Genomic DNA, 14,574 nt, shown 5'->3' on the forward strand with positions numbered 1-14,574 from the left:
TGAAAGTAAGGTGCCCACACGTCGCCCGTTCAACACTCCTCACGGGCATCACCGACGGGAATCTTCAGACGCGCCAGGCGGTAGAGCAGCGTGCGGCGTGCGACGCCCAACTCACGTGCGGTACGGGTGCGATTGCCACGATTCTTGTGCAGGCAATCGATCAGGACTACGCGCTCGACGCGCTCCAGGCGTTGGCGCAACGTCGCGTCGACTGACTCACTGGTCGCGGGTGCAGACAACGACAGGTGGGCCGGCAGGATCACGCCGTCATCACACAGCAGTACCGCACGCTCCACCAGGCATTTGAGTTCACGGACATTGCCGGGAAAGGCGTGACTGGAGAGTTGATCCAGGGCTGCACTGGACCACCCCACCGGCGCACGCCCAAGCGCAGTAGACGCCTTGTGTGCAAATTCGCGCGCCAACAGCAACACATCGCCGTCGCGCTCACGCAACGGCGGCAGCTCGATAGGAAATTGCGCAAGCCTGTAGTAAAGGTCCTCGCGAAAACTGCCTTGGGCCACCATTGCGGCGAGGTCACGGTGGGTCGCGGCGATGATGCGCACATCGACCTTGTGGGCTTCACTGGCCCCCAGTGGGCGTACTTCTCCTTCCTGCAAAACCCGCAGCAACTTGGCCTGCAGCGACAGTGGCATATCGCCGATTTCGTCCAGGAGCAGCGTGCCACCATGCGCAGTGTCAAATAGCCCCGTGTGGTTGCGCTCCGCCCCCGTGAATGCACCTTTGCGGTAGCCAAACAACTCACTTTCCAATAGCCCTTCGGGAAATGCCGCGCAGTTCTGCACCACGAACGCTTTGCGCTTGCGCGGCCCCGCAGAATGGATCTCTCGTGCGACCACCTCCTTGCCTGTACCCGTCTCGCCCCGCAGCAATACGGTATAGGGCGTATTCAGCACCTTACCGATCAAGCGATACGTCTCATCCATAGCCTTGCTGCTGCCAATCAACCCAAACGCAGCACCGGGGGATGGTGTGCCGTCATGGGTTGGAGCGACACCCTCTGCGGAACGCTTACACCGCAGCAACGCCAGTTGCATCAAGGTAAAACTGCCCAGTTGGCTCAAGGAGGCGGTGTGGTCCGGCCAGTTTTTCCGGCGCTGGCTGGCACACACCAACACGCCGTTGATGGCTTTGCCTCGATTGAACAACGGCACGCATGACAACGCTTGCCAAGGTGTCGCCATCGCCGGCAGGAACCCGTATTCGTAAACGCTGCCCGTTAGATCTTCCAGGCTAAGGGCGCTTTGATGGCTGAGCACGTACTGCAACACTTGCTCATGCTGAAAGTCCCGGGTGCAGGCCGGGTCACTGGGGCATAACACGCCGGGCAAATGCTGGGCGATCAGTTCGAGCCGACCGGTGGACTCATTGCGCCAGTACAATTGGCTGAGTTCGCACTGGCTCAGTTGCGCCACCGCAGCGACACAGAGACTGGGCAAAGTGGCTTCGTCGCCCTCGATGCCCAGGCGGATAAACCAGCCGAGCAGCACATCGGCGCAGGCCAAAGGATGAGGGATCTGAGTGAGCCGGCTATCCCTCATTGGCTGAACTCACAGATGGGATGGCCATTACCCTGGACGCGGGCATGCACCTGTGACAGGGGTTCACCTTGAGCCATGGCCTCCAGCAGCCTATCCACCACTTGCGGCAACAAATGGAGTTCGATCCATTGATCGATGTAACGAGCACCGCTGTCACCGTGGGTACACCGCTCGGCCGTGTGTGCAACCAGCTCCGGCGTATAGCTGAAGGCCAGTTTGCGCAGATGCAAGCGCTGGCCCAGACGCTCCAGCTTGAGCCTGGCCAAGTCATGCAGAATCTCACCCGTGACCGGGTAATACGGCACCACACGCATCCGCGCCAACAACGCAGGCTTGAAGTGACCGCGCAACAACGGGTGGATCGCCTCTTGCAGCACGTGCACATCAGGTCGCTGGTCGCCAGCGCATAAACGGCCGATGCACTCGCTGCCCAGGTTGGACGTCATCAGGATCAGCGTGTTGCGAAAGTCGATTTCCCGGCCCTCCCCATCATTGGCCAGGCCCTTGTCGAAAATCTGGTAGAACAGGTTCAACACTTCCGGGTCGGCCTTCTCGACTTCATCGAGCAGTACCACCGAATACGGACGTTGGCGCACGGCTTCTGTCAGCACGCCGCCCTCGCCAAAACCGACATAACCGGGCGGTGCGCCAATCAATCGAGACAGCGAGTGCTTTTCCTGGAACTCCGACATATTGAGGGTGGTGACAAACCGCTCACCGCCATACAACAGGTCGCCAAGCGCCAATGCAGTTTCAGTCTTGCCCACACCACTTGGGCCGACCAGCAGGAACACACCGACCGGGGCCTCGGCCTTGTTGAGCCCAGCTGCGACGGCGCGCAGGCAACGGTCCAGGGCTTGTACCGCCTGCTCCTGGCCGAGAATGCGCGAGCGCAGCGCATCGGCAAAGCCCAAGACCCGTTCACTGTGCTCGAGCGCCAGTTGTTCAACCGGGATACCTGTCCAGGCACTGATGACCTGGGACACCAGGCGCGGACACACCTGCTGCGCCGTCTTTTGCTGTTCAAGCCAGCGTTGCTCCAGATGCTCGCATTCGCAGCCCACCGCCTCCATGCGCTGGTTCAGCGCGTGCAGGACCTGCTCATCCACAGAATGCCCCGAGTCGCGATCCCGACTCAGTGCCTGAAGCTGCCGCGCGCTTTCAACCTGTTCCGCGTACAGACGCTGCAATGCTTCCGGCGCCATCTCTTGACGGGTACGCAAGCGAGCGCAGGCGGTGTCGAGCACATCCACCGCTTTGTCAGGTAACTGCCGCCCGGCCAGGTAACGGGCACTCATCTGCGCCGCCGCGACGACCGCATCGTCCCGCACGTAGACGCCATGGCTTTGCTCATACACCGAAACCAACCCGCGCAGTATCGAAACCGCTTGCTCGACACTCGGTTCACCGACCAGCACAGGCTGGAAGCGCCGGGCCAAGGCCGGATCTTTTTCGAAGTATTTCTTGTATTCCGTCCAGGTGGTGGCAGCGATGGTGCGCAGCTCACCACGGGCCAGGGCGGGCTTGAGCAGGTTGGCGGCATCCGACGTGCCCGCCTGGGCGCCCGCCCCTACCAGCGTATGCGCTTCGTCGATAAACAGGATCACCGGTTTTGCCGAGGCATTCACCTCATCGATCACACCCTTGAGGCGTCGTTCGAACTCACCCTTGATGCTGGCACCCGCCTGGAGCAGGCCCATGTCCAAGGTCAGCACCCGGACATCCTTGAGAGCGCCCGGCACCTGTGCGCTGGCAACACGCAGCGCGAAGCCTTCGACAACCGCGGTCTTGCCGACTCCAGCTTCACCGACCAGTATTGGATTGTTCTTGCGCCGGCGCATGAGGATGTCGATCAACTGGCTGATCTCAGCGTCACGACACAACACCGGGTCGATACGACCTTCATGGGCCTGGCGTGTCAGGTCATGGGTGAAGCGCCCCAGCAGCGATTCGCCCTCAGGCGCAGGATCAGTCGCCGCCACCTGACTCAACACGAAACCGTGCACACGCTCGACATCCAACCGGTTCAAAAACGCCTGATAGGCACTGCCTGCATGCTCCAGCGGATGACGTAACAACGCCAGCAACAGGGCGCCGTGATCGATTTCAGTCTGTCGCAGCTCCAAATGAGCAACCATCAAGGCCTGTTGCAGCCAACGCACCAGTGCCTGGGCAAAAACCGGATTGCGCGAAGCACTCGACTCCCCCTTGGGTTGCAGGGTGGCTTGTAGCTCTCCGGCGTCGAGGCCCGCATCCGCCAGTGCCCTTGCCAGAAGGCCATCGTGATGTTCCAGCAGGGTCAACAGCAGGTCTTCCACCAGCACTTCCCTGCCGCCGCGCGTCACGCAGCGTTCGGCCGAACGCTCCAAGTCTCGACGGGCCCGGGGGGTCAATGTCTGGATCAGTTGTTGCAGGTCCACATTCATCATAACGATTCATCCCTAATGAGCATTGCTCGGCACAATGACCACACCGTCGGCGCATTCATGTGCCAGCCAACTGGTCCATCCCAGCCGGCAGACGTTGTGTTCGCCAATGTGCAACGGCCTTATCTCGTCCTTGGCCAGCACCAGCCGCAGGTCATATTCCAAAGGATCACGCGCCGTCAGCCGCACCAATGAACACAGCTGCGGGTAGTCCTTGCCAGTGGGTAGAAACCCATGGAATGCGTCCCAGCCCAACGCCTGCAGATGCACCCTGAACTTGCCGCTGCGATCGTCGACCTGGCCCCCCAGTACGTGGTCATGGCCAAGCACGCTGTTCGCGGCACCCAGCCGATTTCGCTGTGAGTCAGCGATAACAACCCGGCGCTGGACCCATTGCTCGATGAACAAGCGGTTGTGCTTGAAGTAGTAGCGCAGCACCGTCTCGATCAGGGCTGCCGAATGCGCCCGCAGGCTGAGCAACCCCAGGTAAGGCAAGAGCCGCTTGCAGTTCAATTGCGCAGCACTGCGAATCTGCTCTCCTCTCAACCCGATCAACGCAAACATCTGTTCGGAAAAGGCGTCACGTGCGCCTGCCTGGAAACACGCCCGGTAACGATATTTTCGCCAGATCGGCAGCATCAGCCGTTGCAGGCGGTGGTGAAACACATCGAGAAAATCGCGGGTAGCGTTGCCGCCTGCCCCGTCAGCACACGCCTGCTCGCCATAAAACGCGGGCAACGGCGACCCTGCACCACACAGGCCCAGCACGTTAAGGCGCAGACGCGCACGCAACTGGCCGTGCTCGACAAAAAAAACCACCCGGTCAATATCGTGGCCGGGAAACCCCAGGCCTGGGTTGGCTTGAAACTCCAACAGGTCATGCAGCGCGTCGTCGTCCAGCAGCGGATGGGCATCACGCAGACGCTTGACGACCTGCAGAACCGCTTGGAACAGCGAGTATTCGCGGATAACCCGAGACAGTTGCGTTAAAGCAGGGGCTGCTGCCCCATCCGTGGTGGCCATAGGTACACGTCTCCTTGTGTGCTGATGACTCTTAGTTCGTGATAGGCATTGAGGCTGGCGTAGAGCGCGAAGAATTCGTTGAGTACCGAGGCAAACACGAATACTTCGCCCTGGCCCAGAAAGCCCTGGGGATCGACGGTCAGGTCAATTCGTACCCCCCGAAACGGCAAGCCACGGTGCAATCGGTCGACGGCTGAGTGACTGACGGAGCGCATCGCGCCCAACCTTCTCTCGCTGACCTTCTGTGCCTGTCGGTCGTGGTAGCGCGCTAAGTCATAGGTTTGGAGGATCACTTTCAAGGCATTTATGTCGCTCAATGACAGGTAGTTGAGCGACATATTGCTGATAAGCCGCCAGAGAAAATCCTGGTCCAGCGGCGGAGAAAAACTGGCGGTGGGTGCGCAGATATTCTGGAACGACACCCCCTGCGGCGTCTGCTCGCAAGGCTGGTTGATGTCACCGACCTGCAGCCTCCGTGGCAGGTTGTGATTGGTGCACGTCAGTTCGATCGAGAGTGTTTGCGGCTCCAGTTTCAGGCCGTTACCAAACCCAAGCCAGGTATCGAGGCCGGCATGCTGTGACGATGGCCGTTGGCGAATGCTGTAGCTCGGGGGGCCCTCTGATCCCTCGGTGTCGCCATCATGTTCAAAGGATTCGAAAGGTACATAGGTCTGATAGCCAAGCCCTCCAGGCTGCCACCCCGTGACACTGTCGACGGAAAATACACTGGCGCTCTCTCGTGAATAGTCGCCGGGAATCAGCAGGTACTCATCCTGCTTGCCGTCCAGGCGGATGGGCACCGCGTCATGCTTGAACAGGTTGACGATGGGCGTGCAGTACAGCTTCACGTTATCCAGGGTGGGCAGTTGGGATTCACGCCAGGGATTGCGCAATTCGAAGCGCAACACCATGCCGCACACTTGTTTCAGCAACTCGCCGGGCAGCCTGTGCAATGCGCTCAGCCCGCCCACATCGACAAACAGATACTTGTCAGGAAAGGCAAAGTACTCCTGCAGATGGCGATACCCGCGAAAGGTATTCGACGGATACGGAATCAACGCCTGCTCCTCGCTGAATCCCACCGGCTGTACCTGGTCAGCCCCCAGCCGCAGGGATATAGCCTGCCCATCGGCCCCTGTCACTGGCAGGCCATCGTTGCCCAAAGGCTGCAACTCGATACCTTCAAGATGACGCAATAAGCTCAGGTACAGCGCCTGGCTGATGTAGCGGTCTCCCGCCAGGTGCAGGCGCATCTGATCGAAGGTCAACTCACCGAAATTACCTTCGGCGCTCATGCCCAGACGCAGGCTCAACACCCCTCGCTCTGCGTGGGCGCTGTACTCCAGCGCACTCAGTTGCAGCGGCAGAATCTGCGTGGCGTAACAGGTGCGAAAGCGGCAGCGTTCGTCATTGACGGCGGCACTTTCAACCGGTGTATCACGCGCCACCCACACGCCGGGGCCTGAATGCTTCAACGGATCAAACTGCAGGATGCTGAACGCGGGCATCGGTCGCATGTAATTGGGCCAGAGCAAATGCATCAACGAATGCGTCAGCTCCGGAAGCTCGTCATCCAACTTCTGGCGCAAGCGGCCAGTGAGAAACGCAAAGCCTTCCAGCAACCGCTCTACATCCGGATCCTGGCCGGACTCCGCAAGAAAAGGCGCGAGCGCCGGGTTGCGCTGGGAGAACCGCCGCCCGAGTTGGCGTAACGCACTGAGCTCGCTTTGGTAGTAACGGTTAAAGGACATCCGGCAAGACCTCTACCCGACCGGCATCACATAACCGCGCGGTAAACACCACGGGTTGCTCGGCACCCTTGATCACCAGTGTGGCTTCGATAGCGAACGCCAGGGCCAACGGATCATGATCCCGTGGCAATGTCTTGACCCGCACCTGCTTCAAGCGCGGCTCGTAGGCGCGGATAAATCGCTCGATCAACACGCGCGACTGACTCAATGATTCGTGCAGGCTCTGATTCATATCATTAAGGTCGGGCAAGCCGTAGTCGGGCAGTGTCTGCACACTGCCCGCACGGATGCTGAGCATTTTCCCCAGATGGAGTGCGACCGATGTCACGCCACATGCCTGGGTCGTCGCCGGACGCTCGAGTCGCTCGAAAAGGCTTTGGTAGTGGGGCATTGCCTGGCCTCGGCTCATTCTTTATCGAGCTTGCCAACCAGGGACAGCGTGAAATCCGCCCCCATGTACTTGAAGTGCGGTCGCACACTCAGGTTGACGCGGTACCAGCCAGGCTCGCCCTCGACATCACTGACAACGATGCGTGCTGCGCGCAAGGGGCGCCGCCCGCGCACTTCGGCACTGGGGTTTTCCTGGTCGGCGACGTACTGGCGAATCCATTTATTGAGCTCCAGCTCCAGGTCGGTGCGCTCCTTCCATGAACCCAGTTGCTCGCGCTGAAGGACCTTGAGGTAATGGGCCAGGCGATTGACCACCATCATGTAGGGCAACTGTGTTCCCAAGCGGTAATTCAGCTCGGCTTCCTTGCCCTCGGGGCTGAGGCCGAAGTGTTTCGGCTTTTGTACCGAGCTGGCAGAGAAGAACGCGGCGTTGTCACTGCCCTTGCGCATCGTCAAGGCAATGAAGCCCTCTTGCGCCAGTTCGTATTCACGACGGTCGGAAACCAGCACTTCGGTCGGGATCTTGGTTTCAATCTCCCCCATGCTGTGGAAGTGATGCAACGGCAAGTCTTCTACCGCACCACCGCTTTGCGGGCCGATGATGTTCGGGCACCAGCGAAAGCGCGCGAAGCTGTCGGTCAGGCGCGTGGCAAAGGCGTAGGCTGTATTGCCCCATAAGTAATGTTCGTGGCTGTTGACCACGTTTTCCTGGTAGGCAAAGGTCTTGACCGGGCATTCAAGGGGGTCATAAGGCGTACGGAGCAAGAAACGCGGCACGGTCAACCCGATGTAACGCGCGTCCTCGCTCTGGCGAAAGCTTTGCCATTTGGCAAATTGCGGGCCTTCGAAATGGTCCTTCAGATCTTTGAGATCCGGTAAGCCGGTGAAGCTCTCCAACCCGAAGAACGCTGGCCCGGCTGCGGCGATAAAAGGCGCATGCGCCATGCAGGCCACACTGGAAGCGTATTGCATCAGCTTTACATCAGGCGCGCTGGGCGACAGAAAATAGTTGGCAATGATCGCGCGCACAGGCTGACCGCCAAACTGGCCGTATTCAGCACTGTAGATATGTTTGTACAAGCCCGACTGGGTCACTTCCGGTGAGTCTTCGAAGTCTTCCAGCAGGTCTTGCCGGGAAACGTTCAAGAGTTCGATCTTGATGTTTTCGCGAAAGTCGGTGCGATCGACCAACAACTGCAGCCCCTTCCAGGACGCTTCCAGGGCCTGAAAGTCCGGGTGGTGCAATATCTCGTCCATTTGCAGACTGAGCTTGGTGTCGATCTCGGCAATCATCCGGTCGACCAGGCGTTTTTTTACCGGCTCGCCACGGTTCTGCGGCTTGATCAACTCTTCGATAAACGCCGAGACACCCCGTTTGGCAATGCCATACGCTTCGTCATCGGCACTCAGTAGCGTCTGGGCAACGATGTTGTCGAGGATGCTGTATTCATCAGCGGTTTGTGCCGGTAGCGCGTGTTGTGGTGTGGTCATGCGGTCAGTGTCCTTTTACTGAAAATGTCAGGCGTCCGGGCTGCCCAGGCCCAGCTCCGCCAGTACCCGCGCGCGGGACTCGTCATCGGCCAGGGCCTGTTCGATGGCCTTGCGAAAGCTCGGGGTGTTGCCCAGTGGGCCTTTGAGAGCCATCAGTGCCTCGCGCAACGCCATCAGCTTGTGCAACTCCGGAACCTGCTCAACCAGGTTCGCGGGATTGAAATCCTTCATGGCGTTAATGCGTACCTGAATGGCCAGTTCCTCAACGTGCGCATCCTCCTGCAGACGATTGGGCACATTCAGCGTCAGGCTCAACGCCTGTTTGGCCAGCACGTCATCAAGGGTGTTTTTGTCGATCGCGATGGGTTTGCGATCTTCAAGCTTGCGCGCGTCCTCACGCTGGGTGAAATCTCCAAGCACCAATAGTTTCAACGGCAGTTCGACTTCTTCCTGCGCCCCGCCGATGGCGGGTTTGAACGTGATATTGATACGTTCCTTGGGGGCTACCGAACCTTCTTTGGCCATGGTGTCTCTCCTTTTTCAAGTGGCTCGAAAGCCTATTCAAGTACCGCTTCCAGATCGAAGAGGCACAGCCTGCGATGGGTGTCTTCCTTGCGCTCGCGCACGGCGTGGTTTTGTGGCAACAGGTCGCAGCAGCGGTAGAGAAGCTGTGTCACTTGAAGGGCCAGATCCGGCTCCCAGCGCTCCAGGCCTGTGTGTTGCAGTTCGTGGTCCAGCTGTTCGAGCTGGATCTTCGCCAGCTCATGCTTGCCCGCCAGTACACACAGGCGCGCTTGGGCCAACCGCCAATAAAAACGTGCGCGATCACTGCGAGCGGCATACATGCCTTGTTTGAGTTCATGGATGGCGGCCTTGAGCCCGTCCTTGCGTAAGCGGGTTGCGACCGCCTGCAAGGCGATCTCCCACGGCTCGGCGTCGGCATCAACTATCAATGCAGGCGATTCGGGTATTTGCAGGTGACGGGTAACTTGCAGCGCTATCCAGTCACGGGTCGCGGGGCCGGCAAAAGGAGCCCCGTCGTGAAAGCGAAACTCCGCCAGGTTTGGCAAACGTTGCAGCAACAGAGCGAAGGTCACCTCCAGCTCAGTCATGGCCTGCTCGGCCTGCATGGCCTCCAGGCATTCCCAGAGCATGTGCAGCCCATCGAACCAGAACATCGCACCGGCGAGACTGGCTTCAAGTTCGAGCACCAGATCGGCGTGATGACCTTGGGCAAAACGCTCCTGATAACGCTTGAGCTTGTCGGGAGCGGGCCCACGCAGGGCGGTGAGCCGTTCGTTGTCGGCATCCGGATAATTGGCCAGCGCCAGCCAGGTCAATGTTCGGTTCAGGCGAAAAGCGCGCAGGTCGGTGGCGTTCTGACGCAACCACCATACGCACAGCGTGCGCGCCTGTTCCTGCAAGGTGCGCAACAACCTGTGGGCGTCTTTTTCGTTGTCCACCCGCGCTTCGGGCTTGAGCAATTGGGTGGTCGCCTGCTTGACGTGCGCAATGACACCACTCAGCCCTGCGACCGGGGCGTCGTCCTGCGCAGCGCGCTCCAGTCGCTGAGCCAATTGCCTGCGAATCGGCAACAACATTGGCGCGGCATCCCCCAAGTGCTCGGCCCACAGCTCATCGAGGCGTATCAGGTGTTCAAGCACCGCCTGGAACAAAGGCTGCTGGTTCTGGAGCGGCAGGCTTTGCGTGAACAAGGGCTCAAGGCGCAACACCAACCATCCGAATGCCGCGCCACGTGTGCGTGGTTTTCCGGGGTGGACCTCAGACCAATGATGCTCGCAGAAATAGCGCAACAACCCGAGCCCGGCCAACAACCCTGGGTAGGATTCCCTCTGGTGCAGCGCCCAGGTCAGCCAAACGGCGACCCGCAGGTCCTTGGATTGCTGGCGCAACAGGATTTCGCCGGCTTCCAGGACCTTATGCCAATCGGGTTGACCACTGCCATGAATTGATCGTGCCTTGGCAAGCTCGAACTCCAGGACCTCATATTCACTCGAAAAGCGCATGTCATTGCCCGCAAAACTTGTTGGCATGCAGGGCGACCGTGCAAGTTCAAGGTAATAATCATACAGCTTGTCCGAATAAGCCATTTGGCACCGCACGCAACTAAACAAGAAAAAACAAGACAATAAGTCCACAAAAGACCAACTAAGCACATTTAATGTGCGCCTCAGAAAGTCATCTTCGCATCGCTGGAACTCCTGCGAAGCTCACGAACCTTAGCCATGCCTAAAACATTCAGCAAGCGACGGAACCACACTTAATCCTTTTCCTACAAACGCCTAAACACTGGGACTGCGCAGCATTTTGCGCACTCACTCCCCACATAAACACCCGATATCCCCACCCACCTCAACAGTTACAAAACAACTTAACTGAGCAATTAAATGCGCACCGTTGCGCAATCAAATACTTAACCAACCCCATCAATCCTGGCTAATCACACTGGAAATTCGAACTTATAGAATGCAACACCCTTGTTTTATTGCCCCCCACACTTTCAGGCACGTTTCTTGTTATAGGCACTTGCCCAGCCGATGCAATTGTCGGTTGGAACTACCTCATCAATCAGGCAAGGAAACCCGTCATGCCAACACCCGCGTATCTTTCCATCACCGGTGTCAAACAAGGTTTGATTACGGCAGGCACGTTTACCCAGGACTCGGTAGGTAATATTTACCAGGAAGGCCATGAGGATCAGATTCTGGTCCAGGCTTTTGCTCATCAAGTGATCATCCCGCGCGACCCACAATCCGGCCAGCCAACAGGCCAAAGGGTCCATAAACCGTTGATGATCAGCAAAGTGTTCGATAAGTCCTCGCCCTTGCTGTTCAGCGCGTTGACCAGCGGCGAAGAGGTCAAGTGCCGGCTCGAATGGTTACGCACCTCGTCGGCCGGCACCCAGGAGCACTACTTCACGATTGAACTGGAGGGGGCAACCATCGTCGACATCCAGTCGCGCATGCCCAACTGCCAGGATCCGGACAACGCCCATTTCACCCACTTGGAAGATGTGTACTTCACCTATCGCAAGATCGTATGGACCCACGAAGTGTCCGGCACTTCCGGGTCGGATGACTGGCGCAGCCCGGTAGCGGGCTAAACCGCTTTAACGCAGGTACGGCGCCAGGGAAGGCGCCGTACCTGCCATCCCGCTACACCATCGCCAACGGGTGCTTGCGCTTGGGTGCGCCAAACACGCGATCGATAGCATCCAGGTCGTGTTCATCCAGCACGAGTTTGGCTGCGGCTGCGTTGAGTCGCACGTGTTCCGGGGTGACCGCCTTGGGGATCGCGATCACACCGTCCTGGCGCAATACCCAGGCCAGGGAAACCTGGGCCGGTGTCACCTCGTGGCGATGGGCGATCTGCTTCAGGGTCGGGCTGGCCAACAGCTCGCCACCCTGAGCGATCGGGCAGTACGCCATCAAGGGCAAGTGATGCTGTTGCCACCAGGGCAGCAGGTCGAATTCGATGCCGCGCTCTTCGATGTTGTAGAGCACCTGGTTGGTGGCGCACGCCGGAGAGGCGAGTTCCTGCAGGTCGGCCACATCGAAATTGGAGACGCCCCAGCGGCCGATCTTGCCGGCTTCGCGCAGGCGCTCGAAGGCCTCGACGGTTTCTTCAAGGGGATATTGGCCGCGCCAGTGCAACAGATACAGATCGATATAGTCGGTACCCAGGCGCTGGAGGCTGGCTTCACAGGCACGAGGCACGCCCTTGTGGCTGGCGTTGTGCGGGTAGACCTTGCTCACCAGGAAGACTTGGTCGCGCCTGCCACGGATGGCTTCGCCCACAACCGTTTCGGCGCCGCCCTCACCGTACATTTCGGCGGTATCGATCAGGGTCATGCCCTCATCGATGCCCAGTTGCAGCGCCGCGACTTCGGCGCGCTGCTGGTCGGGGTTCTCGCCCATGCGCCAGGTCCCCTGGCCGATGACAGGAACGGGGACGCCCGCCAGATCAATGGTACGCATGACAATCTCCTGATGAGTTCGCGGATTAACAGTGTGGCATTGGCCGGACAAAAGGGTTCAATCGAAGTATGGTTACCCTCTGCCAAGATGCCAGGAAGGACCTGCAATGCTGTTTGTCGTTATGCTCGGGGGCAAGCACCCACGGGCGAAAATCGAAGTCCACGATGTGGTGTTTGCTGTGGCGGACACGCTGGAGGCTACCTACCCGCAATTGCGTGACGGCTGGTTCGGCAGCCCTAAGGGTGTGCATATCGATGCGTGGATGGGGGTGGATGGCGTTGACGGCTGGAAAGTCGAGTTCAGTCCGCTGGCGCCTGCTGCCGGCGCGCATCACCTGTACTTCCTCAACCTCGGCGGTTATGAAGCCAACAGCTTTGGCGAAGCCCACCACTACCTGTTGGTGGTGGCGCGCAATAAACAGGAGGCCACCCGCCAGGGCAAGCAACAGATGCTGCGCCATTGGTCCCAGGCCCACACCGATGGGGTATTGGACCTCGACGACTGCCTGCCCATCGACCTGGTGGACGGTCGATATGTCCACCTGGTGCAGGGCCCGCACCGGCCAATCCTGCAGCAGAACGACTACATCGTCCTGGCCTGAACAACCGGCGTTGAAGGAATCGAGCCGTTTTACATACGTTTGAGCTTCAAGAGAGGGTTTGGCTAAACGCCGCGCTCACGGTTTTACCAGCTCCCGGACGCCCCGCCGCCGCCACTGGAACCGCCTCCTCCCGACGAACTGCTACTGGAACTGGAGCGGCTGGAGCTTGAACCGGAACCGCCACCCGAGCCCGAGCCCCCATTGGAGATGCTCTGGACAAACACGATAAACGCCACGATTGACGCGGCCGGTATCGCCAGTAACCAACCTTGATAACCATGCCCGAGCAAAACACCCACCCCCGCGTAAATCGCCAACACCGCCAGAACACGCACGATGAAGAAGCGCGGGCTTTTTCTTAAGGACTCGCGGATAACGAAAAACAGCCCTACGTACAGCCCCAACACCAAGGCACCACCAAACGGCCATGCCAGCCAATGGACCAAGTTGACCTCAACGAAGTGGTTCACTACCAGCACCGCGACGATATACGCCAGCAGTCCTAACACGCAGTAAAACACCCCACGCGCCAGCCACAATGCGCCAAATGTCGCGCCGCCGATCAGCAGCGTCAGGGGCAGCACCAGCAGAAACACCAACCAGTCACGGCCGCCGCCAAAAATAGCCAGCAGCACCGTGACTACCATGGTGGCAATCAAGGCACGGCGCCACTGCAACTTGCCGGCGGCGATCAGGACACCGCCAATCGCCCCGACGATGAACGCCAGCAATACGGTAATCGTCTGGGGATTGAACGCAGGGCCCGCAACCGGGGGCAATTCACCGCCGTCCACCAGCACGACCAGGTCATTGACGCCTTGGACAACCCCACCCGCATAGTCACCCTGGCGAAACGCCGGGGTGATGTGTTCTTCGATGATGCGGTGAGCCAGCAAATCGGTGACGCTGCCTTCCAGGCCGTAACCCACTTCGATGCGCACCTTGCGGTCGTCCTTGGCAACAACCAGCAGGATGCCGTCGTTGACATCCTTACGTCCTAGTTTCCAGGCGCGGAACAGTTGGTTGGCATAGTCCTCAATGCTCGCGCCACCGGTACTGGGTACCAGCAGTACGGCGACTTGTGCGCCTTTGCGCTGTTCAAGGTCGGCAAGCTGGTTTTTCAGACGGGTGGTGGTGCCTGCATCCAGCGTGTGGGTGAGGTCAATCACCCGTTGGTCGAGGGCTACACCGATAGGTGAGGTATCCGCGTGGACGGTGGCAAGCAGGCTGATCAACACCAGCAGACTCAAGACGGATTGCCGCACACGCTGCATCATGTTTTGTTACCTGAAGTTTCTTCCTGAAGGCGCCGACTTTACCTTATCGGCGCTA

At 59.3% G+C, this 14,574-nt stretch carries 12 protein-coding genes; 2 read left to right on the forward strand and 10 right to left on the reverse strand.

The features are described from left to right. Positions 1 to 29: 29 nt before the first annotated feature. From QCBJ_RS09975 to tssA, 8 genes are read right to left on the reverse strand one after another with little or no spacing between them, the layout of a single operon-like run. The gene (locus tag QCBJ_RS09975) at positions 30 to 1,562 is read right to left on the reverse strand and encodes a sigma-54-dependent Fis family transcriptional regulator (protein WP_102060703.1); all 1,533 of its coding nucleotides are present in this window, start codon (positions 1,560 to 1,562) and stop codon (positions 30 to 32) included. Continuing rightward, on the reverse strand, positions 1,559 to 3,991 hold the full coding sequence (locus QCBJ_RS09980) for an AAA family ATPase (RefSeq protein WP_102060704.1): 2,433 nt from the start codon (positions 3,989 to 3,991) through the stop codon (positions 1,559 to 1,561). The genes QCBJ_RS09975 and QCBJ_RS09980 overlap by 4 nt, the downstream gene beginning before the upstream one ends. A 12-nt stretch (positions 3,992 to 4,003) precedes the next feature. Beyond that, entirely contained in the window at positions 4,004 to 5,011 is a 1,008-nt protein-coding gene (gene tssG, locus QCBJ_RS09985) for a type VI secretion system baseplate subunit TssG (RefSeq protein ID WP_102060705.1), read from the reverse strand. After that, positions 4,975 to 6,762 (reverse strand): type VI secretion system baseplate subunit TssF, encoded by a 1,788-nt coding sequence (gene tssF / locus QCBJ_RS09990; RefSeq protein ID WP_102060706.1) that lies wholly within the window; start codon positions 6,760 to 6,762, stop codon positions 4,975 to 4,977. Before tssF ends, tssG begins: the two co-directional genes overlap by 37 nt. Continuing rightward, entirely contained in the window at positions 6,752 to 7,153 is a 402-nt protein-coding gene (gene tssE / locus QCBJ_RS09995; protein ID WP_093541751.1) for a type VI secretion system baseplate subunit TssE, read from the reverse strand. The genes tssF and tssE overlap by 11 nt, the downstream gene beginning before the upstream one ends. A gap of 14 nt (positions 7,154 to 7,167) precedes the next feature. Next, positions 7,168 to 8,643, reverse strand: a complete 1,476-nt coding sequence (gene tssC, locus QCBJ_RS10000; RefSeq protein WP_102060707.1) for a type VI secretion system contractile sheath large subunit — start codon at positions 8,641 to 8,643, stop codon at positions 7,168 to 7,170. A gap of 27 nt (positions 8,644 to 8,670) precedes the next feature. Continuing rightward, positions 8,671 to 9,168 (reverse strand): type VI secretion system contractile sheath small subunit, encoded by a 498-nt coding sequence (gene tssB / locus QCBJ_RS10005; protein WP_012724696.1) that lies wholly within the window; start codon positions 9,166 to 9,168, stop codon positions 8,671 to 8,673. Between the two features lie 32 nt (positions 9,169 to 9,200). Then, positions 9,201 to 10,754, reverse strand: a complete 1,554-nt coding sequence (tssA, locus tag QCBJ_RS10010) for a type VI secretion system protein TssA (protein WP_102060708.1) — start codon at positions 10,752 to 10,754, stop codon at positions 9,201 to 9,203. A 497-nt stretch (positions 10,755 to 11,251) separates the two neighbouring features. On the opposite strand from tssA, the gene QCBJ_RS10015 reads away from it, so the two are divergent. Next, positions 11,252 to 11,767, forward strand: coding sequence for an Hcp family type VI secretion system effector (locus QCBJ_RS10015; RefSeq protein WP_012724698.1), 516 nt, complete (start codon positions 11,252 to 11,254; stop codon positions 11,765 to 11,767). Positions 11,768 to 11,819: 52 nt separating this feature from the next. Here QCBJ_RS10015 and QCBJ_RS10020 read toward each other — a convergent pair whose 3' ends face one another. After that, a complete protein-coding gene (locus QCBJ_RS10020) occupies positions 11,820 to 12,641 on the reverse strand; it encodes an aldo/keto reductase (protein WP_046034753.1) in 822 nt (273 codons plus the stop codon). Positions 12,642 to 12,747: 106 nt separating this feature from the next. Here QCBJ_RS10020 and QCBJ_RS10025 point away from each other — a divergent pair, with 106 nt between their 5' ends. After that, positions 12,748 to 13,242, forward strand: a complete 495-nt coding sequence (locus tag QCBJ_RS10025; protein ID WP_093541743.1) for a DUF1543 domain-containing protein — start codon at positions 12,748 to 12,750, stop codon at positions 13,240 to 13,242. 83 nt (positions 13,243 to 13,325) lie between these two features. Here QCBJ_RS10025 and QCBJ_RS10030 read toward each other — a convergent pair whose 3' ends face one another. Then, on the reverse strand, positions 13,326 to 14,519 hold the full coding sequence (locus QCBJ_RS10030; RefSeq protein WP_102060709.1) for a YgcG family protein: 1,194 nt from the start codon (positions 14,517 to 14,519) through the stop codon (positions 13,326 to 13,328). Between the last annotated feature and the right edge of the window lie 55 nt (positions 14,520 to 14,574).

The sequence above is a fragment of the Pseudomonas sp. QC2 genome, assembly GCF_002859085.1.
Lineage (GTDB): Bacteria > Pseudomonadota > Gammaproteobacteria > Pseudomonadales > Pseudomonadaceae > Aquipseudomonas > Aquipseudomonas petroselini.